Source organism: Bradyrhizobium sp. AZCC 2289, from assembly GCF_036924615.1.
Lineage (GTDB): Bacteria > Pseudomonadota > Alphaproteobacteria > Rhizobiales > Xanthobacteraceae > Bradyrhizobium.
Map to the genome: position 1 here is coordinate 5,095,781 of NZ_JAZHRY010000001.1, position 23,435 is coordinate 5,119,215.

22 protein-coding genes, 1 pseudogene and 1 riboswitch are annotated in these 23,435 nt (G+C 61.9%); of the genes and pseudogenes, 11 read left to right on the forward strand and 12 right to left on the reverse strand.

The features are described from left to right. Positions 1-26: 26 nt before the first annotated feature. From V1289_RS24225 to V1289_RS24240, 4 genes are all read right to left on the reverse strand, one after another. Positions 27-404, reverse strand: coding sequence for a DUF2147 domain-containing protein (locus V1289_RS24225; protein WP_334399446.1), 378 nt, complete (start codon positions 402-404; stop codon positions 27-29). 28 nt (positions 405-432) lie between these two features. Beyond that, complete coding sequence (locus V1289_RS24230; protein WP_334399447.1) at positions 433-1,194, reverse strand: hypothetical protein; 762 nt, start codon at positions 1,192-1,194, stop codon at positions 433-435. A gap of 7 nt (positions 1,195-1,201) precedes the next feature. After that, positions 1,202-2,206 carry a MipA/OmpV family protein gene (locus V1289_RS24235; RefSeq protein ID WP_334399448.1) on the reverse strand — a complete coding sequence of 335 codons (1,005 nt, stop codon included), beginning with the start codon at positions 2,204-2,206 and terminating at the stop codon, positions 1,202-1,204. Between the two features lie 198 nt (positions 2,207-2,404). Beyond that, a complete protein-coding gene (locus tag V1289_RS24240) occupies positions 2,405-3,115 on the reverse strand; it encodes a GntR family transcriptional regulator (RefSeq protein ID WP_334399449.1) in 711 nt (236 codons plus the stop codon). 288 nt (positions 3,116-3,403) lie between these two features. Here V1289_RS24240 and V1289_RS24245 point away from each other — a divergent pair, with 288 nt between their 5' ends. From V1289_RS24245 to V1289_RS24265, 5 genes are all read left to right on the forward strand, one after another. After that, the gene (locus V1289_RS24245) at positions 3,404-4,705 is read left to right on the forward strand and encodes an MFS transporter (protein ID WP_334399450.1); all 1,302 of its coding nucleotides are present in this window, start codon (positions 3,404-3,406) and stop codon (positions 4,703-4,705) included. A 37-nt stretch (positions 4,706-4,742) separates the two neighbouring features. Further along, complete coding sequence (locus tag V1289_RS24250) at positions 4,743-6,107, forward strand: acyclic terpene utilization AtuA family protein (protein ID WP_334399451.1); 1,365 nt, start codon at positions 4,743-4,745, stop codon at positions 6,105-6,107. A 3-nt stretch (positions 6,108-6,110) separates the two neighbouring features. Then, the gene (locus tag V1289_RS24255) at positions 6,111-6,449 is read left to right on the forward strand and encodes a DUF4387 domain-containing protein (protein WP_334399452.1); all 339 of its coding nucleotides are present in this window, start codon (positions 6,111-6,113) and stop codon (positions 6,447-6,449) included. 543 nt (positions 6,450-6,992) lie between these two features. Continuing rightward, positions 6,993-7,715, forward strand: a complete 723-nt coding sequence (locus V1289_RS24260; RefSeq protein WP_334399453.1) for a response regulator — start codon at positions 6,993-6,995, stop codon at positions 7,713-7,715. Further along, the gene (locus tag V1289_RS24265) at positions 7,712-8,968 is read left to right on the forward strand and encodes an ATP-binding protein (protein ID WP_334399455.1); all 1,257 of its coding nucleotides are present in this window, start codon (positions 7,712-7,714) and stop codon (positions 8,966-8,968) included. The genes V1289_RS24260 and V1289_RS24265 overlap by 4 nt, the downstream gene beginning before the upstream one ends. Before the next feature lie 122 nt (positions 8,969-9,090). Here the strand turns inward: V1289_RS24265 and V1289_RS24270 are convergent. Both V1289_RS24270 and V1289_RS24275 read right to left on the reverse strand, forming a co-directional pair. After that, positions 9,091-10,834: pseudogene (locus V1289_RS24270) on the reverse strand (N-acyl-D-amino-acid deacylase family protein). Positions 10,835-10,912: 78 nt separating this feature from the next. Further along, the gene (locus tag V1289_RS24275; RefSeq protein WP_334399457.1) at positions 10,913-12,151 is read right to left on the reverse strand and encodes an MFS transporter; all 1,239 of its coding nucleotides are present in this window, start codon (positions 12,149-12,151) and stop codon (positions 10,913-10,915) included. 175 nt (positions 12,152-12,326) lie between these two features. Here V1289_RS24275 and V1289_RS24280 point away from each other — a divergent pair, with 175 nt between their 5' ends. Beyond that, positions 12,327-13,571, forward strand: a complete 1,245-nt coding sequence (locus tag V1289_RS24280) for an ATP-grasp domain-containing protein (RefSeq protein WP_334399459.1) — start codon at positions 12,327-12,329, stop codon at positions 13,569-13,571. A gap of 70 nt (positions 13,572-13,641) precedes the next feature. Here the strand turns inward: V1289_RS24280 and V1289_RS24285 are convergent, their stop codons facing one another. After that, positions 13,642-14,334 (reverse strand): transporter, encoded by a 693-nt coding sequence (locus V1289_RS24285; protein WP_334399461.1) that lies wholly within the window; start codon positions 14,332-14,334, stop codon positions 13,642-13,644. Positions 14,335-14,521: 187 nt separating this feature from the next. On the opposite strand from V1289_RS24285, the gene V1289_RS24290 reads away from it, so the two are divergent. Then, positions 14,522-15,265: a hypothetical protein gene (locus tag V1289_RS24290; protein WP_334399463.1), complete on the forward strand. Its 744-nt coding sequence runs from the start codon at positions 14,522-14,524 to the stop codon at positions 15,263-15,265. 30 nt (positions 15,266-15,295) lie between these two features. Here V1289_RS24290 and V1289_RS24295 read toward each other — a convergent pair whose 3' ends face one another. Next, positions 15,296-15,652 carry a hypothetical protein gene (locus tag V1289_RS24295; protein WP_334408013.1) on the reverse strand — a complete coding sequence of 119 codons (357 nt, stop codon included), beginning with the start codon at positions 15,650-15,652 and terminating at the stop codon, positions 15,296-15,298. Here V1289_RS24295 and V1289_RS24300 point away from each other — a divergent pair. Next, complete coding sequence (locus V1289_RS24300; RefSeq protein WP_309181386.1) at positions 15,651-15,893, forward strand: hypothetical protein; 243 nt, start codon at positions 15,651-15,653, stop codon at positions 15,891-15,893. The two genes, V1289_RS24295 and V1289_RS24300, sit on opposite strands and share 2 nt — an antisense overlap. A 96-nt stretch (positions 15,894-15,989) precedes the next feature. Here the strand turns inward: V1289_RS24300 and V1289_RS24305 are convergent, their stop codons facing one another. The 3 genes from V1289_RS24305 to V1289_RS24315 form a co-directional block, all read right to left on the reverse strand. Then, positions 15,990-16,277 (reverse strand): hypothetical protein, encoded by a 288-nt coding sequence (locus V1289_RS24305; RefSeq protein ID WP_334399465.1) that lies wholly within the window; start codon positions 16,275-16,277, stop codon positions 15,990-15,992. Next, entirely contained in the window at positions 16,274-16,552 is a 279-nt protein-coding gene (locus tag V1289_RS24310) for a hypothetical protein (RefSeq protein ID WP_334399467.1), read from the reverse strand. Before V1289_RS24310 ends, V1289_RS24305 begins: the two co-directional genes overlap by 4 nt. A gap of 239 nt (positions 16,553-16,791) precedes the next feature. Next, on the reverse strand, positions 16,792-19,053 hold the full coding sequence (locus tag V1289_RS24315; protein ID WP_334399469.1) for a TonB-dependent receptor: 2,262 nt from the start codon (positions 19,051-19,053) through the stop codon (positions 16,792-16,794). A 112-nt stretch (positions 19,054-19,165) separates the two neighbouring features. Further along, positions 19,166-19,366: riboswitch (cobalamin riboswitch) on the reverse strand. A gap of 133 nt (positions 19,367-19,499) precedes the next feature. On the opposite strand from V1289_RS24315, the gene V1289_RS24320 reads away from it, so the two are divergent. From V1289_RS24320 to V1289_RS24330, 3 genes are read left to right on the forward strand one after another with little or no spacing between them, the layout of a single operon-like run. Continuing rightward, positions 19,500-20,543 (forward strand): FecCD family ABC transporter permease, encoded by a 1,044-nt coding sequence (locus tag V1289_RS24320; protein ID WP_334399471.1) that lies wholly within the window; start codon positions 19,500-19,502, stop codon positions 20,541-20,543. Then, positions 20,540-21,313 (forward strand): ABC transporter ATP-binding protein, encoded by a 774-nt coding sequence (locus tag V1289_RS24325; RefSeq protein WP_334399473.1) that lies wholly within the window; start codon positions 20,540-20,542, stop codon positions 21,311-21,313. The genes V1289_RS24320 and V1289_RS24325 overlap by 4 nt, the downstream gene beginning before the upstream one ends. Beyond that, on the forward strand, positions 21,313-22,167 hold the full coding sequence (locus V1289_RS24330) for an ABC transporter substrate-binding protein (protein WP_334399475.1): 855 nt from the start codon (positions 21,313-21,315) through the stop codon (positions 22,165-22,167). The genes V1289_RS24325 and V1289_RS24330 overlap by 1 nt, the downstream gene beginning before the upstream one ends. A gap of 151 nt (positions 22,168-22,318) precedes the next feature. Here the strand turns inward: V1289_RS24330 and V1289_RS24335 are convergent, their stop codons facing one another. Then, positions 22,319-23,359 (reverse strand): MBL fold metallo-hydrolase, encoded by a 1,041-nt coding sequence (locus tag V1289_RS24335; protein ID WP_334399477.1) that lies wholly within the window; start codon positions 23,357-23,359, stop codon positions 22,319-22,321. Positions 23,360-23,435 lie beyond the last annotated feature (76 nt).

Sequence of the window (23,435 nt, forward strand, 5' to 3'; positions counted from 1 at the left end):
CTCGGCGTCGCCGGTGCGGTGTCGGTCTAAGATATCTTTTTCCAGTTCACCGACTTGCAAATCAAGCCGCCGACCATGCAGCCCGAGGTATTGAGGCCAGATCCTTCGATCGACATTTTGCCTGAATAGACCGACCCGCTGTCAGGACTTGCGGCCTTTCCAGTCCAGGAATTGACCCCATTGGGCCGCATCTCAAAGAACAGGCGCTGCCCGACTTTGGCTTTCGAATCCGAACCGGGCTTTACCCACACGATGTTTCCGCAGATCGCATCGCCACACGGTTCAAACTTGACTTGCAGGGCACCATTGTCGCGCAGCCAGGTGCCAAAAATATCGTCTGCGAGGCTGGGGCTGGTGGTCAGCAGGAATGCGGACAAAGCCAGGCTGAGGCGCACAAATCTCATCACATTCTCCTTACGTTGATGCTTCGGGTTAGCGGACATCTGCCAGATGCATGTCGCTCAGGGTTGTCGAGAGGCTGCGTGCGACAAGGTCGGCTATCGCTGCGTGCAGCTTCTCGTTCTCGGCGGGATTGCCGACGCTGGTCGCGAAACTTTCATCGATCATTCGGGTGGGGCCGGCGATCCTGACCTGCCCCCCATCGTCCAATGGCGGTGCGGCCATCTTTTCGATGACGTCGAAGGTCTTTCCGTCGAACACTCTGATTTCGTAGAGCGCGTGGACCTGGCGGTAGGATTCCATCACCGTGCCGTATGTGATGAAACCTATCCCTTCGACCTTTCGTGCGCCACCACCGAAGCTCGATTTTGCCTTGGTAATGACGATGTAGGCATCGAGTCCCTGGGGAGACACTTCGGTCTGAACGAGCTTCTTGAATGGATCGCTGCGTACGAGGTTGACGGGCGCAACCGGGGAATCCTTGATGGCGGTAAAGGCGGTGCGGTTGTAACTGACCGGCTGCACCTGAAAGCGTCCGTTCAAGGCCGTCGTTGCCTGCTGGACGATCAGGTCATCGAGGCCCCAGGAGGCGATCGGAAAGCTTTGGCTTCGGTTGTTCAGCCCGGTTAGTCCTCCTTTCGCGAAGGTGATCTCATCTCCGACCGCCGAGATGACGCCGACGGTCTTGACGGCCTGCAGCTTCGTCTCGCGGGTTTCGAACGCCGCGCAAGCGCTGACGCTGACCGCAATTAGAACAACCGTCGCGAAGCGGACGCATCGAATGCTGCGGCACATGGCGTCCCTATCGGATCTTGATGTCGAACGCGTAGGAGGCGCCGATGCCGACCGTGGTTTGGTTCGGGGAACCCCGAAGCGTCACCAGCGGGCTCTTCGCCGCGTCACCGAGCAGCCGCTCATATTCGACATAGGCGTGAACTTCCCATTGCGGATTGATCCGATAGGACACTTGGGCGCCGGCGCCGACCGAGTGCGCGCCGCCCTTGGCGTCGAAGGCCGGCAACCCTGTCGCCATCGCCTGCACGGCATCGATACCAAAATAGGGCGAGGTCGCTTTGGTGCTTTCCCATGTGAAGCGTGGGCCGGCCGACAAGGTGAGACGCTGGATGACCGGGACAATGACGTCCGCCGACAGATCGGCCACGACGCCGTGATGGCCGCCAATGCCCTGGCGGAGTTCGCCGCGGGTGCGGAACCAGTCGACCGGATAGTATTCGACGAAGCCGCCGAGCTCGACCGTGGTTTTGACGTCACCGAGGCCATTCAGCTCGGAATAGCTGCTGGCTTTCCGTGATGACACGAACTTGCCGGCGGGGCCGGCCCGAAGGTCGCCGAAGTCGATCACCGCGATGCTTGCGCTGTCGCGGGGCCCGCGAAACTGCTCGGTCGAGCCGGCGCGACGGATGGAAAAAATCGGGACCGGGCTGAGCATGCTCCGGTTGGCGCCCTCGAAATCCGGTTTGTATTCGCCCCCTACGCCGACCATGACCGTCCAGGTGCCGGACAACGGCGGCAGAACCGGCAATTCAAACGGAGGGGCCGGCAAGGTGAGTAAAGGCTCCGCCGCCGTTGCAACAGACGGGACCAGCACCAGAGCCATCAAGGCGATGCGGCGAAGATCAGAGTGGCCCTGTCGGAGGCCTTTGGCTCGGCGCAACTTGGGTGGCGCCGATATCACGCCGAGCGCATCTTCGATCGGAGTGTCGAGACAGCATTCCGGGAGAAATCCGTCATCGGGGAAAGCCGCAAGCCTTCGAGGATCATCATTGGATAGAATGGCTCTGGGCATTTCGCTTACCGGCAACGGGACTAAATTCGTTCGGGTTTTTGCCGGTCGTTTGCGACCGAAGCTTGTTCCGGACTTCGTTCTTTATTTCCGAATGTTGCCCGATCGATATCTGTGCCGGTCGCTTGGCGTTGCACCGAGTGACGCGGTCTTTAGCGGCGAACAGAGAGAGCCAGGTATCGACCCGTGCATGCGTCAGAGCTATCGCGTTTTGGGTAACGCAGATTGACCGGACGTTTCGCGCCGACGAAGCTCCGCCAACAAGCGCGTTCTCGAGCCGGCAAGATGCTCGCGCATCACGCGTTCTGCAGAATCAGGATCGCGCTGTTCGATTGCCGAGACGATCGCCTCATGCTCGCGGTGAACCGCCTTTGCCCGTTCCGCGACCTTTGCTGTAGCGACCGTGGACTGCAGCCTGCAAATCTGCAGCAACGGATACAGCTCCCGGCAGATGATGTTCGAAATCCAGCGGTTTCGGCTGCCCTTCGCAATCTGGATGTGCAGGTCATTGTCGGCTGTCCCGTTCCGAAAGACCCCGTCCAGGCCCTCCGCCCGAAATCTCTTCGCCAGGTCTGCAAGACAATCACGAAGCCGTCGCGTTTCGTGCAGGGTCATATTCTCGGCTGCCTGCCGCGCCGCCATTCCCTCCAGCGCTTCGCGCGTAAACAACAACTGCTCAACATCATCGACAGTGAGTTGAACGACACGAACCCCCGAAAACGGTGTGCGCTCGACCAGATGGCGCCCCTCAAGCGTACGGATCGCCTCGCGCAAGGGGCCGCGGCCGACGCCAAAATGTGACGAAAGCATCTGCTCGGACAGCTTCTGCCCGGGGCTGAGCTCGCCGGCGAGAATTGATTGTTCGAGCCGCAGCGCTGTTTCGTCGACCAGGGCGCGGGCGGGTTCCTGCAAAGTCATGATTCGTATCCGAATGGGGGCGTCGAAACCTTGTATCCGAACATCCGATCGGTATACAATCATCAAATATTGTAAATGATATGTCATGATTGTTGACAATAGTAAACGTTTTGTGACGGTGCCGCGGTAGGGAGAGCACGCGTGTCGGTGCAAGCTGTGGCCGTAGGGGCCCCAAATCGAGATCGCTCGATAGTCCCCGGCTCCGCGCAAGATTTGGCGGCGGCGATCACTACACGGATCGATCGTTTGCCGGAAAATCGGCACGTTTGGTGGCTTGTCATAGTGGTTGCTTTGGCGGGGTTGTTTGAGGTCTATGACCTCTACCAAACGGCCTATGTCCCGGCAGGACTTGTCCGAGCCGGCATTTTCAGCAGCGGCGCCGGTCTGTTCGGCGTTGCGGATCAGGCGGCGTTCGCGGGTTCGACTTTCCTTGGGCTTTTCATCGGCGCGATTGCATTTGCTTCAGTCGTTGATCGCTTCGGTCGGCGGCCGATCTTTCTGGGGGCGCTCGTCGCTTACAGTCTGGCGACTTTCGCGATGGCCTTTCAATCGACCGCGACGGGAATTCTGGTCTGCCGCCTTCTCGCCGGAATCGGCCTCGGGATCGAACTCGTCACGTTGGACGCCTATCTGGTCGAAATCGTGCCCAAGCATATGCGCGGCAAGGCGGCGGCGATCACGCATTCGATTTCGTATCTCGCGATCCCGCTGGTTGCTCTCATCTCGTATTTGCTGATTCCGATCGACCCATACGGCGTTGCAGGCTGGCGGTGGGTCGTGGTTATCGGTAGCGCCGGCGCCCTTGGCGTTTGGTGGCTGCGCGCACGCCTGCCGGAGTCGCCGCGCTGGCTCGCAAATCACGGCCAGATCGATGCCGCGGAGCGCATCGTCGCGAACATCGAGGCCAAGATCGAGGCCAGCCTCGGCAGCAAGCTGCCGCCGCCGCCGCTATCCGTTCCGGAGCAGTTCCACAGCGCAGGGTTCGCCGAGATTTGGCGACCGCCCTACCGGAGACGGACGATAATGCTGATGGTTTTCAACTTCTTTCAAACCATCGGCTTCTACGGGTTCACCAACTGGTTGCCTGCCCTGCTGGCCTCGCAGGGCCATTCGCTGACGAAGAGCCTGCTGTACTCGGCGATCATCGCGGGGGTCTATCCGCTTTGGCCGTTGCTGTGGGGCTTCACCGTTGCGGACAGATACCAGCGCAAATGGCAGATCGTCGTCTCCTCGGGAGCCGCGGCTGTTCTCGGATCGATTTTCTCCGTCCTGACGGTGCCCGCACTCGTAATCGCCTGCGGTGTCCTCATCGTCGGCGCAAACACTTTAATGTCGTATGCCTACCATCCCTATCAAGCCGAGCTATATCCAACTGCAGTCCGCGCGCGGGCAGTCGGCTTCGTCTATTCCTTCAGCCGCCTCTCGACGGTCTTCACCAGCTTTATGATCGCCCTCTTTCTGAAGGAATTCGGCGCCCCCGGCGTCTTCGTCTTCATCTCCATAAGCATGCTGATCGTGGCGGCATCGATCGGTATTTATGGCCCCCGCACACGCGGTCTCGCCTTGGAAGAAATAGCGCCGTGAGCGATCGGGACGACCCTCCATCCAGGATCAAAAAACCATGGCCAAGGACGAAATCAAGGTACTGACGCCGATCGGAATGCTCGGCTACGGCATTCCGGAAAATTTCCTGAGGATGGGAGCCGAGATGGCACCCGACGTGATTGCCCTGGACTCCGGCTCGACCGACAGCGGGCCGCAGAAGCTCGGCCTCGGTCACATGACGTGCAGCCGCGAGGCCTATGAGCGCGACCTGGCGATGCTTCTTGCCGTAGGTCACGAAAGAAAAATCCCAATCTACATTTCGTCGGCGGGCGGCGATGGCACCAATGCCCACGTCGACGTCTTCCTCGACATCATCAAGGAGATTTCGCGGGCAAAGCGTTATCGATTTCGCGCAGCGGCGATCTATTCGGAAATTCCGAAGCAGCGGGTTGCCGACGAACTGCGCAACGGGCGCATCGCGCCTTGCGGTCCGGTCGAGCCGCTCAACGAGCATGAAATCGATGCGTCGACGACCATCGTCGCCCAAATGGGTGCCGAGCCTTTTCTTGCGGCGCTTGAACGCCACGGCGATCTGGACATCATCGTTTCCGGCCGCGCCTACGATCCGGCCCCGATTGCCGCACTTGGCCTCAAGGCAGGATTCGATCCTGCACTATGCTGGCACATGGGTAAGATCATGGAGTGCGGCGCGTTATGCGCCGAGCCCAATGGTCGTGCCATTTTCGGCACGCTGCGGCGCGACCATTTCGAATTGGAACCGGTCAATCCGGCGGAGCGTTGCACGGAAATGTCAGTCGCGGCGCACACACTTTACGAAAAATCGCATCCGTTCCTGTTGCCGGGCCCCGGCGGCACGCTCGATCTGTCGCATTGTCACTACCAGCAGATGAACGACCGCCGCGTGCGCGTGTCCGGCAGTGAGTTCATTCCCGCCAATCCCTACACACTCAAGCTGGAAGGCGCGAAGAAGGTCGGTTGTCGCAGCATTTTTATCGGCGGCGTCCGCGATCCGATCCTGATTGGCGCTATCGATGGCCTGCTGCCCGCCGTGAAGGATCACGTCCGCGAGTTCTTTGCCGATGTACCGTCCGACAACTATCAGCTTATCTTCCACGTTTACGGCAAGAACGGCGTCATGGGCGAGCTGGAGCCGCTGCGCGACCCGACCTCGCATGAGCTCTGCATCATCGGCGAGGCCGCAGCGATCACCCAGGAACTGGCAACCGCGATCTGCGGGCGGGCCCGCACCGCGCTGCTGCATGCGCCGTATCCGGGCAAGATGGCGACGGCGGGCAATTTGGCGTTGCCTTTCACTCCGCTGGAAATCCCGCTCGGTGAGGTCTGCGCGTTCAACGTCTATCATCTGATGGAAGTCGACAGCCCGACCGAACTCTTCCCCATCGAGCTGGTGGAGATCTGACCGATGACCGACAATGTTTCTCTGGCACATATTGCGAAGGTTGTTCGCAGCAAGAATGCTGGCCCCTTCGAGATTACCTTCGACGTCATCTTCAAGACCAGGGAAGATTACGAAGCCGTCAAGGCAACCGGGGTCATCACCAGGGAGCTGATTTCGAAACTCTATGACCTGCCGACGCAACGGATCATCACGTTTCTCTATTTTGATGCCGCCAACGCAATCAAGGCGACGATCCCGCGGCCACGCCCGCAGGGCAGCATCGGCGAGATCGATATGCACGCTGCTCAACAACATGTGCCGCTGATGAATGTGCTAATTCCGTGGCCACCACCGAGCAAATGATCCTGGCAGAGAATGGTAGTGGTACGCTCAAGTCGCGGGCTTGCTTCGCGTCGTCGACAGATTGTTCGGAAAACACGATCCCAAAGTCTTGTCATGACGCCACCGACATCAACTAGGTTGCCGCCTTCAGGGCCGCCTTGCAGGTCGGCTATGGCACGTGATTCTTCGCGGCTTGCCGGACCGCTTGAGCCACCGCCAATGTGAGCGGTTGATCCTGCGCGATCGCGGCGGGCGCGTCGTCTCGACTGCCGCACAGCGTTAAAAACAGCTTCACGAGAACCCAGATCGCAATCCGCTGTCGGCGTCCGCTAAGATCAGGCATGAGGATTTCTCGTCTTCGCGCCCCAGGGAGAGGCATCCGATGTCACGTAGCTTTAGCCGCCGGTTAACTCCAAATTTTGGCCATGGGTGTCCGAACGTTGCGCCGGCACCGCCGCAATATGTCTCAATGTTGCTGGAATGGCCGGTTTGGCTGTTCCCAATTGAACGACGGGGACAAGTGCTCTATTCGATCCAGAACGGGGTCGCGGAGGACGCGAACGAGTGTACGCCGAGCCGCATATTCTGATTGTCGATGATGACCTTCAGATTCGAAAGCTGCTTGGCCGCTATCTGGCCGAGCAGGGCTTTCGCGTGACGCTCGCGTCCGACAAGCGAACCCTTCACGCCGCGCTGGAGTCGAACGACATCAAGCTGATCGTGCTGGATGTGATGTTGCCGGACGGATCAGGCCTCGACATCTGCCGGGATATACGCGGTGATAACTCGCCCATTCCGATCATCCTTCTCACCGCGCTCAAGGAAGACGTCGACCGGATCATTGGTCTTGAGATTGGCGCCGATGATTATCTCGGCAAGCCGTTCAATCCGCGCGAACTCGCAGCCCGCATCCGCGCGGTGCTTCGTCGCCACAATGACGTGGGGCGGACGGTGCATTCTCCCCAGGAATACCGGTTCGAAGGTTTTGCGTTACAACCCGGGTTGCGGCGGGTCGTCAAGTCGGGCGGTGAGCTCTTGGACCTGACCTCGGCCGAATTCGATCTTTTGCTTGCGCTGGTCGCGAAGTGCGGCCGGACGCTTTCGCGCGAGTATCTGCTGGACGCGACCAAGCGGGGTGACGGCGATGTTTTCGACCGGTCCATCGACGTGTTGCTCAGCCGGGTTCGCCGCAAGCTCGGCGACAATGAATTCCAGCTGATCAAGACGGTGCGAAACGGCGGCTACGTATTTACCGCCCATGTTGAGAAGATTGGGGCCGGCGAATGAACTCTCTGCGGGCTCGCGTCGTCATTACGCTCGTCGCGTCGATCATCTGCGTTGTAGTAATGGCGACCGCAACCCTATTTTTGGCACGGCAGGGGCATATACAAAAGGAACAGGGGGATTACGCCCGACTGGTTTCCGAGGCGATCCTGCTGATCGCACCACTGTTCGGTAACGACGAAAACGACAGGCTCTCGCATTTGGGATCGGGCCCTGTACCAGGTCAGCCGCGCCCGGAACTGACGAACCTGCTGCAATCTCAATTGCGCAGCGCCGGATCCGATCTCGAGGTCGTTGTAACGCAGCCCACCGCGACCGCCCACCCGTTTGTGTCAATCAAATTGAAATCGGGTTGGCTAGCACTTCCGGTCCCGGAGCGCCGTCGCCCGGAATTTCTGTTCGCGCTCGCCGGCTGGTTCCTGCTGGTCGCCCTCGGAACAGTTTGTGTGGCGCTGTGGTTTGCCCACCGCATCACGCGCCATCTTGCGGTTCTGGAACGCGTAGCGGCAACGATCGACGCCGACGGCGTTGTTCCGCGATTGCCGGAAAGCGGACCGGCCGAACTGAGGGCGACCGCGCGCGCGCTCAATACCATGACGGCCAGGCTGAAGAACGCTGCCGAAAGCCGGATGCGACTGGTCGCGGCTGCAGGGCACGATCTGCGTACGCCGATGACCAGAATGCGGCTGCGAGCCGAATTTCTTGACGACGAAGAAGATCGCGCGATGTGGCTGGACGATTTGCAGGAACTTGACCGTATCGCGGATAGCGCAATTCAGCTCGTGCGCGAGGAAACACAGCGGGAAAGAAGTCAGTTGCTCCGGGTCGATCAAGTCATCGCGGAAATCTGCAGGGATCTCGCGTCGATGAAGGCGTCGGTGACGATCATGAAAATGGAGGCGGTGACAATTTCATCGGCGCCGTTGGCACTGACGCGTGCCGTCAGAAATCTGGTCATCAATGCGGCAACGCATGGCGGGGGCGCTTTTGTCACCGTTGGTCTGGAAAACAACAGCACCGCCTTGATCACAATCGATGATGAAGGACCGGGCATTCCCGAGCAAAGCATGTCACGCGTATTCGAGCCATTTTTCCGGGTTGATCCGGGGCGGCGGAAGTCTGGCCCCGGGGCAGGCCTTGGACTGGCGATTGCCAAGGAGATTGTCGAACGTCATGGCGGGAGGCTGACGCTGCAGAACCGGTCACCTAAAGGACTTCGGCAGAAAATAATTTTTCCAGCGTGTTTTGCCCAGTGAACGAACGCCGGGCCCCATAACAACCGATGCTAGTTGTTGCAGAAGGCAGCTAACGCCATCGCATCACGGTTAGGCCGCGGCGTACGGGTCCCGGCATTCGCCGGGACGACGCGGAGATGCGATTAGCTCGCCGCCGCGCCAAACTGCGGCTGGGTGCCCTGGACGCCGCGCACGAGCTTGCCCGGGTTGGGCGCCGGTGGACTTGCCGCCGCGCTGCGTCACCACGCCGGACACGATGGTGGCGTCGTAGCCGTCGACCTGCTGCAGCAGGCGGCGGCCGCCGACCGGAAGGTCGTAATGCACCTTTGGCGGATGCAAATGCAGCCTGTCGTAATCGATGACGTTGACGTCGGCCTTGAATCTCGGCGCGATCACGCCGCGGTCGTAGAGGCCGACCGACAGCGCGGTCTTGCGCGACTGCGCCGCCACCACGAACGGGATCGACAGTTTTTCGCCACGGGTGCGGTCGCGCGTCCAGTGCGTCAGCAAATAGGTCGGGAAGCTGGCGTCGCAGATGATGCCGCAATGCGCGCCGCCGTCGCTGAGGCCCGGAACCGAATTCGGATCGCGCAGCATTTCGCGCGTCGCGTCGAGATTGCCGTCGGCGTAATTGAGGAACGGCACATACAGCATGCCGCGGCCTTCGTCCGTCAGCATTGCGTCATAGGCGAGTGCTTCCGGCTGCTGGCCCCGGCGGCGGGCCTGCGCACCCAAAGTGTTTTCCGGCGGCTGTTCGTAATCAGGCGGATTGCCGAGCAGATACATCTTGTCGTAGTTCGGCCGGAAGAACAGCGGATCGTCGGTGGCAGTCGCGTGCTCGCTCAGGATCGCGGCGCGCAGCTCGGACTGACGCAGCCGCTTGAGTCGTTCGGCCAGCGGCAAATGGGCGATCGCCTTGTAGCTCGGATGGGTCTGGAACGGGTTGCGCGACAGTTCCAGCCCGAGCATCAGCCCGACCGGGCGCGCGGCGATCTGCGCCGTGATCGACAGGCCGCGCTTCGAAGCGTCGCCGATGATGTCGAGCGTCTGGCGCCAGCGCTGCGGCGCCTTGTCGTTCTGCGTGATCGAGAATGAAACCGGGATCTTGGTGTTCTCGGCCACCCGCAGCATCATCGGCAGATCTTCGTTGATGGTGGAGAGATCGAGCACGAACTGGAACACGCTGCGGCCGACGCCATGCATGGCGCCGGCGATCGCGGTCAGTTCGTCCTCGCCGGCTTTCAGCGTCGGCGTGTAATCGCCGGTCGAGGTGCGGTGGTTCAGGGTGCGCGAGGTCGAAAAGCCCAGCGCGCCGGCGCGGACCGCGTCACCCGCCAACGCCGCCATCGCCTTGTTGTCTTCCGGCGTCGAGGGATCGCGGCGCGCGCCGCGCTCGCCCATCACATAGACGCGCAACGCCGCATGCGGCAATTGCGCCCCGATATCCATGTCGAAATTACGCTTCGACAGCCATTCCATGTAATCGGGAAAGCTCTCCCAGGCCCAAGGGATGCCGGCGCTCAGGACCGGCTCCGGGATATCCTCGACGCCTTCCATCAACTGGATCAGCCTGACGTGATCGGACGGCCGGCACGGCGCAAAACCGACGCCGCAATTGCCCATGATCGCGGTGGTGACGCCGTTCTGCGAAGAGGGCGTGATGTCGTGGCTCCAGGTGACCTGGCCGTCATAGTGGGTGTGGACGTCGACAAAGCCCGGCGTGACCAGCTTGCCCTTGGCGTCGATCTCTTCCTTGCCCTTGCCCGAAATTTTTCCGACTTCGGTGATGCGGCCGCCGGAGATGGCGACATCCGCTTCGAAGAGGTCGCCGCCCTTGCCATCGGCAATGGTGCCGCCGCGGATGACGAGATCAGGGGTAAAGGCCATGGCGATTCATCCCGGGTTGAAATTTTGTCCCGGCATCATCGGTTATCCCGCCCTGCAGTCAACCGCCGGGATTGAGGTTCAGGAATGCACCAGCCTTGAGTCCGGCACCTCGGAGGCGCCTTGCGGCTTGCGGTCGGTGACCAGCGCCAGAAGCACCGTCAGAACCATGAAGGCGACGGAGGCGCCGAACACCCAATGCGGCAGGTTCTGATCCATGATCCAGCCGAACAGCAGCGGGGCCAGGATGCCGCTGAAATTGAATCCGGTGGAGACGATGCCGAAGGCCCGGCCGGCAGCACCCGGAGGGGCCGCGTTACGCACCAGCATGTCGCGCGAAGGCGCGATCACGCCGCCGAGGAATCCCGCCGACGTCATCAGCGCCGTCAGCAGCAGCGACGGCAGGTTGACGGTTGCGATGACCAGCATGATCACCGCGTTGATGCCGAAAGCGGCGGCCGCGAACTGGCCGTGGCGATGGGTGCGGTCGGCGAGAAAGCCTCCGCCCAGCACGCCAACGGCGCTGGCGCCGAGAAAGGCCGTCAGCGCGAAATTGGCGGCGGCAAGGTCGACGCCGTACCCGCTCATCAATGCCACGACGCCGAAATTGTTGATGCCGGCGTTGGACAGGCCGAGCAACATAAAGAAGATCGTCAGCATCATGATCGCGGGCGTCAGGACGTTCTGCTGCGGCGCCTGCACCCCGTCCGCCCTGCGGTCGGCGGCGCTGGCATCGGGCAGGCTCATCGCGATCATCAATAGCGCCACCAATGGCCCGATCGCGCCGGCCACGATCAGTGCGCCAAGGCCGCCCACCGTTGCAACGAGGGCCAGCATGATCGCCGGCGCCACCGCGCCGCCGACGAAACCGGCAAAGGTGTGGATCGAAAACGCCCGGCCCATCCGCGTGACGTCCATATGCGCCGACAGGATCGCATAATCGGCCGGGTGGTAGACGCTATTGGCGAGCCCCAGCACCGCGGCGCTGACGATCAGCGCAGGGTAGCTCAGATGCAGGCCAAGTCCGATCAGCGCACAACCGCCGACGCAGAGGCCGATCAGCAGCACCTTTCGCGCGCCGATATGGTCGGCGAGATATCCGATCGGCGCCTGGGTCAGGCCGGACACCAGGCCGAACACGGTCAGCGCAAAGCCGAGCTCGATATAGCCGACGCCGAGTTGCGCTTTAAGAAAGGGAAACAGCATCGGCAGCACGAACAAATGGAAATGGCTGACCCAATGGGCCACCGAAATCGCTGTGAGCGTGCGCAGCGAACTATCGGTCTTCACATGTTGCGGTGCGGCCAGAACGTCGACCATGTCTATCCAAAACCCCGTCGCAAAATTCGGCCCGGCAAGGCAGCGTGAAAATAGTGGTTAGGGGTTATTTGTCCATGAATGCCGCTGCATGGCTGCCCCGGCGAAGCGCGCCGGATTGAGGAAATGCGTCATTAAAATCAGCGACAAAAGCCGGGCGATGCAGCAATGATCGGATATGACCGATCCCTTGAAATCGCTGCGCGTGCTCGTTGCCGAGGGTTCCAGCACCTCGGCGCGGGAAGCGATGACGATTCTGGGCCTGTCGGGCCATCACGTCGAAATCTGCGATCCGTCGCCATACTGTCTGGCGCGGTTCTCGAAATTCGTCCGGAAATTTCATCGCTGTCCGGGTTTGCGGGCCGACCCGGCCGGATTTCTGGCGTTTGTCGAGCGGTTGCTGGCCACCGGGCATTTCGACGTGCTGCTGCCGACGCATGAACAGGGATTTTTGTTCGCGCGGGTGCCGGAGCGATTCGAAGGCCGCATCGGGCTGGCGCTGCCGGGTTTCGAATCTTATCGCACGGCGCACAGCAAGGCCGGGTTCAGCCGGCTGCTGCGGCAATTGGGTTTACCGCAGCCGCCGACGGAAATCGTGGCGTCCGCGCAAGCGTTGCGCGCCGCCGTCAGCTTTCCCTCCGTCGTCAAGACATCCGTGGGCACCGCCAGCCGCGGCATCTGGTTTGTGCGTAGCGCGCAAGACCTCGAAGGCGCGCTGCATGAACTCGGCACCGGCGAAGCCTTTGCCGGCGAAGTGCTGGTCCAGCAACTGATCGCGGGCACCACCGAGAAGGCGCAATCGGTGTTTTGCCGCGGCCAACTGATCGGCTTTCATGCCTACCGGCAAGTCGCCTCCGGCGTCGGCGGTGGCGAGGCGATCAAGCAAAGCGTAAGGCGCGCGCAAGTGCGCAGCCATGTCGAAAGGATCGGGCAAGCGCTCGACTGGCATGGTGCGCTGTCGGTCGACTACATTTTGCGCGATGACGACGCCACGCCGTATCTGATCGACTGCAATCCGCGGCTGGTCGAACCGATGAATGCCTTTCGCGCCGGTAGCGATCTGGTCGGCTTGTTGCTGCGCGTTTCGCTAGGCGAGACGCCGGCGGCGTTGCCGGAAAGCCGCGAGGGCGTGCGGACGCATCTGGCGATGCAGGCGCTGCTCGGATGCGGATCGCGCGATGGGACGCGGCGCGATATTTTGAGGGAGTGCTGGCGCCTGCTCAGGGATAAAGGACCCTACACCGGCAGCACCGAAGAACTGACGCCGCGGCGGCTCGACTGGATCAGCGCGGTGCCGCTGGCGATCACGGTGGTGTTTCTGCTGGCCTCGCCGAAGTTCGCCGTGAAGCTCGCGCGCGGCGGTTTTGGCGCGCATCTGCTCGATCTCAAAAGCATCCGGATGATCGAGCGCAAAGGTTTTTAGCGACGAGAAATCTCAGAAGGTAAAAAGAATGGACGCGTACCAGGAAAATTGATCGGTTTCGTTGGTGTTCTCAATTCCCTGCCGAGATGTAACCAAGCAAGTGATAGGTTTCGTTCAGGTCGTATCGGGCACCAAATCCCACACTTGTCGAAGCCGGGGTACCGTTGCCGTCGGCAGTTTGGTGGAATAGCTCGGCGCCAAGTTGCAGCTTTGGAAGCAACTGATAGGTGACGACCCCGCCCGTGAGGCAGAAATTCTGCGAAGCATGGCCGCTGATCACACAACCGCCTCCGCCAAAGGCGGACCATCCACCACTCCAGTCCTTCTGGACCCATACCGGGAGAAGCAGTGATGCGGTGTTGTTACCGATATTTGCCGACCCGCTCGGCAGAAACACCCGGGGAAATATGCTGACGTCCAGGCCAAACGAATCCTGGCGCAGGAAACGGTATTTCGCGGCAAGTTCGATGTTGCTAAGGCCGAAGCTCGTCCTGCCCAATCCCGGCCGATCGAAGCCCGCAGGCAATGTGGCAGTCAGCTGAAGATCCGGCGCAGCGCCATAGTTGAAATCGACGCCCGCGGCACCACCGATATCGCCACGCGTGGCCGTGCCGTTGCTGAACGTATATATTTCGAAATGCTTGTAGTCGGTCGGCTCGGGATCGTCAGAGACATAGGGAGGCCCGGCGAAAGCCGAGTGTGTCAGCGCAAGCATCGTAACCACGATGATGTTCCGCCGACGCAAGATCAATCTGCCGCGCACCGCGTTAGCTCCTGGGTATCCAGGGTAGTTTCGGGATGCTGCAGGCTCTTTGCGGCGGGAAGATGCAGGTGCCGTAATTTTGATCACTCAAAAAAGGCCGACGTGAATTCAGAAACCTTGCTCAAACCATTTTCATATTTCATGGATTGCCTTCTACGCGTTTGCCATCGGAAAGCAAAAGGTCCCCATGCAACGAATTCATTTGCCAACGCTCAGTGCGCGATATTGGGCGGCGCTCTGTCTTGCGAGCATCTTCGGCGCCAACATGGGCGATTTCTTTGCGCGTGATGTGGGGTTGGGACATCTCGCGGGATTGCCATTTCTGGCGCTGGCGCTCGTCGTCGTCGTCGTCAGCGAGCGCTTCGACCGGTCCATCCATCAGGTTTACTATTGGACGGCCGTTATCATCGTCCGGACCGGGGCGACAAATTTCGCCGACTTCGCCTGCGGTGACTTGAAACTGCCGCGGCCATTCGTCATTGCCGGACTCGCTGCGATTCTGGCTGTGGCGGTTTTTGCAAGCTGGCAATTCGCCTGGCGCCAGACGTCGGGCAAAGGCGAGGATACGACGCTTCGTGCCGATCTGGGTTATTGGATCAGCATGTTTATTGCCGGCAGCCTCGGCACGGTGATCGGCGACTACTGCTCGCATGACCTGCGTCTCGGAGACGGTGGCGCGTCACTGCTGCTCGTTCCGGTTCTGGCGTTGCTGTTTGCGACAGCCCGTAATGGATTGCTTCGATCGCTGCCGTATTACTGGATGACGATCGTAGCCGTCAGAGCCGCAGGCACCACCGTCGGCGACTTCGTCGCCGGCCGGAACATGCTGGGCCTTCCCTTAAGCACCCTCGTCACGGGCGCACTTTTCGTGGCGCTGCTTGCGATGTGGAATGAACCGGCGGCATCGAAAGTGGTGCACGCCGACACGTGAACGCGCACGGGCAAATCGCCGCGTCGGGATTTACAACGGCTCGTCGTCGTTGCCGCTGCGATCGCGCTTCGGCGTGGCGATGTCGCCATCCTCGATCTCGTCATCCTCGACCGGAGGTGGCAGCGGTTTCTTCGGTTTGTCGTCGCCTTGCTTCGGAGGTTCGCTCCTCCTGCCGATTCCACCCATATTGTTCCTTTTCGCCGGATCGATCGGCGGTTTGTTCGAATAGCCGATTCGCTCGAAAACACTAGGTATTCCGTCAGAATGACGTATGACCTCAATCTGACCGGGTTTGAACGGCATATTAGCGCCGGTCGAACGATCTTTCCTGCCCTTTTTGCGGAGTACGCTCCAAAACGGGCCTAACACGGAGCCAGCATCCAGCATGAAGAAGCCGAAGATCGAGGCTGAAGAAGTGCAGCCACGCAAAATCATTCGCGCCGACAAGGCGCCGACCAGCGGATACTCGCTGGTCGTCGACGGCCATTTCAAGTCGCATCACGACACCGTCGAAGCTGCCGAGGAGGCGGGCATGGCCCTGAAGAACAAGTTCCAGATGCTTCAGGTGCAGGTCTATGACGCCGAGACCAAGACGCGATCGATGATCGAGTGGCCGGCACCGGCGTAAAGCTACCGAAAACGCGTCCAAGAAACACGTCCAGGAAATACGTCGAAGCACACAGCGTCGCGGTTCTAACCCGGGCAGAACCGCGCGCACTTGCATTCAGGTGCGGCGACCGCCGCTTTGCTGGCTGGCCAGCCAATCCGTCAGCGCCGGGGCTTTCTCGCCGCTGGATTTCTTCGACTTGGCGGCCGCCTTCTTCGGTGCGGCGGCCGGACGGGGCGGCTCGGCCGCTTCGCGGGCAAGCCGCAACGCCTTCAGTTTGGCCATGTTGTCGAGCACGGCCTTGCTGGCCGAGTCCCGGTCGGCTTTGCCGGACCTCGCGTCCTGGGCCGCCCTGGTTTGTTTGTCGAGCCGTGCCTGGGCGCGGTCGCGATCTTCCTTTGTCATGTCACGTCAGCCTTTTTCACGGTCTTGGCTGCAATCTTCACGGGAGCTTTGGCCTTGGCCTTGGGCTTGGCTTTGACCTTCGGCTCGGGCGGGTTGGCGAGGTCGGCGGCCTCCTTGGCCAATCGGAGTGCGCGCAACGTCTCGGTCCGCTTTCGAATGGCGATATCAGCCGCCGCGATTTCGGCCATCGCCTTGATGCCCTCGACTTCCTGGGTGCGCTTCCGGTTCAGCCGAAGCTCTTTCATTTCGGCGGCGCTTTTCGGCTCATCGTTCATCATATACCTCTGGAATCGCGACGAATATCGCCGGGCGATGTTTCGGCGGTATTACCATGGATCGCTGCGCTGAGGGGGTTCTTTTCGCCCGCAAAAGCCGCGTTATCGCGCCGAATCGGCCATCATGGTGAAAGCCGGCCCCGGCGCCGCCGTCTTTCGGATGGTCCTGTGGCGCTGCAGCACATTTCGTCAAGCCAGGAAAAGCCGCTCCGGAGCGGGCTCCGAACCGGCTGTCGGGGTTAGAACGTGGCGCCGGCCTTCACTAGGTAGGTCCGGCCCGGCAGCGGATAGGCCGAGAAGCGGCCGGCCGTGAACGAGCTGGCGATGGCGTAGTCGTAGTAGAGCGCGTTCAGGACGTTGTTGACGGAGAGCGACCAGAAGAAGTGCTCATATTGCCCGCTCAGCTTGACGTCGGCGGTCGCGTTGGCGGGTATGCGGCTTTGGGTGTTGGCCTGGTCGTTGTCCATGATACGCGAGCTCCAGCCGCGCATGGTTGCATCGAACACCAGGTAGTTCTGCCAGATGTTCCAGGTCACGCCGGCGTTGGCCGTGTAGCGGGACACCAGCGGCACGTCGTCGCCGGCGAACGGTCCTTCACGGAACACGGCGCGGGTATAGGCCATGCCGCTGCGCAACAGCACGCTGTCGCTGACCTTCACCGAGGCGCTGGTCTCGGCGCCATAGCGCCTTGTTGGATCGAGGTTGTAGTTGAAGAAGTTGACGGGATCGAAATGGATCTCGTTTTCGAGGTCCATGTTGTAGACGCTGGTCTGCACCTGGAAGATTCCGGTCTTGATCCGGAAACCGCCTTCGACGTCGCTGGAGGTCTGGGTCTTCAGCTTGAAGGTCTGCGGAATCGGATTGAAGAAGGCGTCGAAGGCGGGACCCGACGCCACGCGCTCGTCGACATCAGGCGTACGGAACGCGTGGGCGGCACGGCCGAACACCGAGAATGTTTCGTTGAAGCGGTGCTCGAGGCCGACATGCAGCGCATATTGGGTCTCGTTGCTGTCGAGCGGCATCGCCTGGATGTCGAAGGCGCCGGGGGCGGTCGGATCGTAACGGTCCCTTGCGCTGAGACTGGTGTTCTGGACCCGGGCCCCATAGGAGAAATCGGTCGACGGCAACAATCCGACGGTTTGTTGCCAATAGCCGGCCAACGTCTGTTGCTTGAGGTCATAGACGTGAATCGGGGGCGCGCCCCTGAATTCGGGACGATCCGAGTGATACGTCGCGTCGTAGTAGTCGATACCGGTCAGGATGGTGGAGGGTATCCCCATGATCGGGTTCTTGATGCTCAAGCGCGGCGTGATCGACCACGTCTGCAGATGCGTATCCACATAGTTGAATGGGATCGACGGATCGCTGCCGAAGAACCCCGCCTGCTGCTTCTTGTCCCGCACGCCGCCATCGACGATGAGGTCGACGCCGTTCACCAGCGTCCTGGTGAAACCGGCGGTCATGTTGGCGCCCTGCTTGTTGGCGTAGTCGAATGGCGTGCTGGCGCCTTGTCGCGCGGTCGCCAGTAGATTGATGCCGGCGCCGGGATCGACGATGCGGCCTCCCGGCAATCCCAGTTTCTGGTCGTCGCCGGACAGGGTCAGGAACGCGGAGAGGCCAGGCGTGCTGTAGTTGAGATTGCCGACGCCATTGCGCTGATCGAGCGCATTGTTGTCTCGATAGCCGTCGGACTTGATGGCATTGCCATAGAACGACGTCGACCACGGTCCGGAATTGACTGCGGTCGAGACCGACGCCATGCGCTGGTTGAACGAGCCGACGCCGGCTTCGCCACGGATCGCGACCGGCGGCCCGCCGACGCCAGTCCTGGTCACGATATTGATGACGCCGCCAACCGCGTTGTCGCCGTACAGTACCGCGCCACTGTTGCCGCGCGTGATCTCGACGCGTTCGATCGAGTTGAGCGGGATAGCCGACAGATCGACGCCGGCCAAGTCGATGTCGTTGAGGCGGCGGCCGTTGACGAGGATAAGCGTATTGGCAGTAGCAAAAGCGCCGAATCCCCTCATGTCGACAAAGGTGCCGGCGCCATTCACTCCGCCATAAAAGCTCGTCAGTTGTACGCCGGGGACTTGCGCAATGACGTCCTGCAAGGTTTGTCCGGGCGAATGCGCGATGTCATCGGCGGTGATGACGGTGGAGGAGGTGCCGACGATGCCGGCAAACTGCCGGCCGCCGTTTCCGTCGCTCGATGACGTCGTCGTCGAGGAATTCGAGCCGGTGCCCGGCGCAGCAGTGTTGCTCGTCGGCGCCGTGTTGGGCGCTGCGCGGCGCGGACCGCTGCTTTCATCATAGGTCGGTTGCGCCCGGGTTCGATTCTGGTCGACGGGCGGGCTGATCTCGATCGGCGGCAACGAATCGATGGAGGCGGCTTGCTGCGCTTGCGCGGCCGAACCGCCCAACAATACGATTGGCGCGAGAAAGCTGGAAGCGAGCCAAAAACGCCGGCGGCGCCTTGCGGCTGGGATGGAAGAAGACATGGTTCAGATCTCGGTATGACGTCAGTGGCACGTCACAGCGAACCAAGTTCCCCCAAGGGCTTTCGCAAGCCTGGTGAAGCTAATGTCTGTACTCCCCGACCGACATCTTCGCGTGTGACCACGGCTGACGGCAGGTCTCCTGGCTTGCGGGTCGATACCCTTCGTCGCCTTCCCAGGACCGAGATTCCCAGTGGCATGTGACGAAAGATTCACCGCTTACAGTTGCGGGGGCAGCCGCGGAATTGGGGAGATTTCCCCGCACCGCATTCCCTTTTGATCCCTAGCTCAAGGAACCGTCGGGAATTACGGTAGAAGTTTGTCGAGATCGGAGTCAATCCATCATTCGGCGCCCGCAATCGTCACTGGACGGGTGCGCCCTTTTTGCCGCATGAGCAGTCTTGCCTGGCGAACTCGTTCCGTGCGGGCGAGCTGTTCGAGGATGATGGATGGGTGTTGAGGCCGTAATCGCTGTAAACGCGGCTGCCGCGCGCCGGCGCTTCGGCGCAACGGCGGCGCTTGTCGCGCTTGTGGCATTGCTGGTGCTGGTTTCGCTCGGCACCGGCGCGGTACGGCTGTCGCCGGTCGCCGTGGTCGAAGCGCTGTTCGGCGGCGGCAGCGACGTGGCGCAGGTGATCGTGCGCGAAATTCGCCTGCCACGCACGATTTTGGCGCTGGCGATCGGCGCCATCCTGGGATTGTCGGGCGCGGCGCTGCAGGGATTGCTGCGCAATCCGCTGGCCTCGCCCTCGCTGTTCGGCGCGCCGCAATCGGCGGCGTTCGGCGCCGTGCTGGTGATTGCGCTGGGGCTGGCCGATGTGCGCTCCTACGCGCTGCCGGTCGTGGCCGTCATCGCCGCGTTCGGCTCGGTATTCGCGTTGCTTGCGATCGCCGGCCGCAACGCCGGGCTATTGATCCTGATTCTGGCGGGGCTCGCGATCTCGAGCCTGGCGGGCGCTGCAACCGCGCTGGTGATGAATCTCTCCAGCAATCCCTTTGTGGTGCTCGAAATCGCGTTCTGGCTGCTCGGCTCGCTGGAGGACCGCAGTTTTGAGCACGTCATGCTGGCGCTGCCGTTCATCATCGCGGGCGCGGTCATCCTGCTCAGCCAGCGCCGCGCTTTCCGCGCGCTGACGCTCGGCGAGGAAACCGCACAAAGCCTCGGTGTCGATGTCGCCCGCCTGCGGCTGTTGGTTATTCTCGGCGTCGCCCTCGGGGTCGGCGGCGCGGTCGCGGTGTCCGGCACCATCGGCTTCATCGGCCTAGTCGCGCCGCATCTGATGCGGCCGCTGATCGGGCACGACCCGGCGCGGCTGTTGGTGCCGAGTGCATTCGCTGGCGCGGCGCTGTTGCTCGCGGCCGATATCGCCGTGCGCATCATTCCCTCGACAAGCGACATCAAGGTCGGCGTGCTGACCTCGATCATTGGCGTGCCATTCTTCCTCTACCTGATCATGCGCGAACGCCGCGCGCTCGGCGGAGGCATCCTGTGACGCTGCTGTCAGCCGAGAATCTGAATGTGGCGCTGGCCGGCCGGCCGGTGCTCAGGGATGTTTCGCTGTCGCTGTCGTCAGGGCATCTGGTCGCGCTGGTCGGGCCGAACGGTGCCGGCAAGACCACGCTGCTGCGCGCGCTGGCGGGATTGTTGCCGTCCGACGGCACCATCCGTGTCGGCGGCGATGCGCTGTCGTCGTTGCCGTTGCGAGAGCGCGCCAAACGCTTTGCCTATTTGCCGCAGGGACACATCGTGCATTGGCCGCTGCCGGCGCGCGATATCGTCGCGCTCGGCCGCTATCCGCATGGCGCCACCGATCCGGCGCGATTGTCGCCTAAAGACGCCGAGGCGGTGCTGCGGGCGATGCAGGCGGTCGATGTCATGGAATTCGCCGAACGCCGCGTCACCGAATTGTCCGGCGGCGAGCGCAGCCGCGTCGCGCTGGCGCGCGTGCTGGCGGTGGAAGCTCCCGTGATCCTGGCCGACGAGCCGACCGCGTCGCTCGATCCGCGCCACCAGATCGACGTCATGAAGGGCCTGCGAGCGGCCGCCGACAAGGGCGTGCTGGTGATCGTAGTGACGCATGATCTCGGGCTTGCCGCGCGATTTGCCGACACTGTGCTGGTGCTCTCGGAGGGCCGCCTGGTCTCGCAGGGCGCGCCGGCCGAGGCGCTGTCGGCGCAGGTGATCGCAGACGTGTTCCGGGTCAGCGCCTATCGCGCGGAATACCAGCGCGAGGCCGTGATCGTGCCTTGGGCGGAAATCTGATGCGGCGACGTCTTGCAGCTCTGTTGGCGATTGTAGCCTTGGCGATTGTAGCCTTGGCGATGTCTAGCGGCGCGTCGTCGGCGACCGGTCTGCCACGCATCGTCTCGATGAATGTCTGCAGCGATCAATTGCTGCTGACACTGGCGGACCCCGAGCAAATCCTGGGATTGAGCCGGTACGCGCGCGATGGCTGGCAATCCTGGGCGGCCGACAAGGCGCGCCATTACCCGATCCTGTCGGGCGGCGCCGAAGACGTGCTGGTGCTCAAGCCCGACATTGTGCTCGCAAGCCGGTTCGACAAGCGTTCGACGCGGGAATTGTTGAAGGCGAAGGGGCTGCATGTCGCCGAATTCACCGTGCCGCGCACGCTTCCCGAGGTGAAGGACCAGATCCGCGAAATGGGCGAGGTGGTGCAGCATCCGGATCGCGCCAAAGCCGAAATTGCCCGGCTCGACGCCGCGATCGCGCGCGCCCGGGAGACCGTCACCGGCAAGCATTACCGGGTGCTGCCGCTGTCGCGGCGCGGTTTTGTGTCCGGCCGCGACAGCCTGGTCTCTTCGCTGCTGACCGAAACCGGCTTGCTCAACCCGGCCGGCGATCTCGGCATCGCCTTCGGCGGATTCACCTCGCTGGAAGCGATCGTCAGCCTGCGGCCTGATTTTCTGCTGGTGTCGGAGACGGGCGACCGCGCCGAGGATAACGGCCGCGCCTTCCTGCTGCATCCGGCGCTGCAGCACTTCTATCCGCCGGACAAGCGCATCGTGATTCCGGAGCGGCTGACGGTGTGCGGCGGCGTGATGCTGGCGGAAGCGCTGGATGTGCTCACCGCGGAATTGAAAAGGGTTGGGCGGTAGCTAAACTCCTTCGTCGTCCCTGCGAAAGCAGGGTCCCATAGCCTCCGAACTTTGCGGTTTGCAGAGGGCGTCTACCACATCGCCTAATCGACAGGCCACGCAGTATGGGTCCCTGCTTTTCGCAGGGACGACGGCTTCATAACAGCCGTTCTCACCCGTGCATCACCGGACCGCCGGCCTTCTTCCAGGCATCGATGCCGCCTTCGATATGGGCGGTGTTGGCAAGGCCCGCTTTCTTGGCAGCGGCTACCGCCATCGCGGAGCGCTCGCCGAAGGCGCAGAAGAACACGATTCGGCGCCCGGTGGCCGCGGCGACCTCGCGCAGCATGCCGCCGGGCGCGAGGCTCTCGCAGATGCCGGGATAGGGCGCGTGCAGCGCGCCCGAGAGCGTGCCGTGCTTGGCGCGCTCGCTGTTCTCCCGGAGGTCGACCAGCAGAATATCCGGGCGGCCCAATCTGTCGATCGCTTCGCGGGCGGTGAACGACAATCCTTCCATGGCGAGATCGTGCTGATGCAGGCCGACATGCATGTTGGCGGGGACAGCTACGTCCATCATCTTCGGGTTGGGCAGTTTCAGGTTGGCCATCAGCTCGACATACTCGTCGACCGAGCGCACCTGAAGCCTGGGATTGTAGCGCTTCTCCTCGCCGATGGTGGAGACGGTGTCGCCCTTATAGTCATGGGCGGGAAACACCATGGTCTCCTCCGGCAGTTTCAGGAGCCGGTTGAAGATCGATTCATATTGGGCCCGCGAGCTGCCGTTCTGGAAATCGGTGCGGCCGGTGCCGCGGATCAAGAGCGTATCACCGGTGAAGACGCGGTCGCCCATCAAATAACTGTAGGAATCGTCGGTATGGCCGGGCGTGTACATCACGTCGAGGCTGAGGCCCTCGATCATCACCTTGTCGCCATCGGCAACCCGCATCGACACCACGTCGGCCTTGCTCTGCTCGCCCATGATGGTGATGCACTGGGTGCGGTCGCGCAGTTCGCCCAGGCCCGTGACGTGGTCGGCGTGCAGATGGGTGTCGACCGCCTTGACCAGCCGCAGATCGAGCTCGCGCAGCAACTGGCAATAGCGGTCGGCCTTTTCCAGCACGGGATCGAGGATCAGCGCCTCGCCGCCGGCCCGGCTGGCCAAGAGGTAGCTGTAGGTGCCTGAAACGCTGTCGAAGAGCTGACGAAAGATCATGACGGCTGCCGCGTCCTCAATTTGGGTCTCGCGGAGGATATTATTCCATTACGACGGCCTACTCAAACATTCTCGT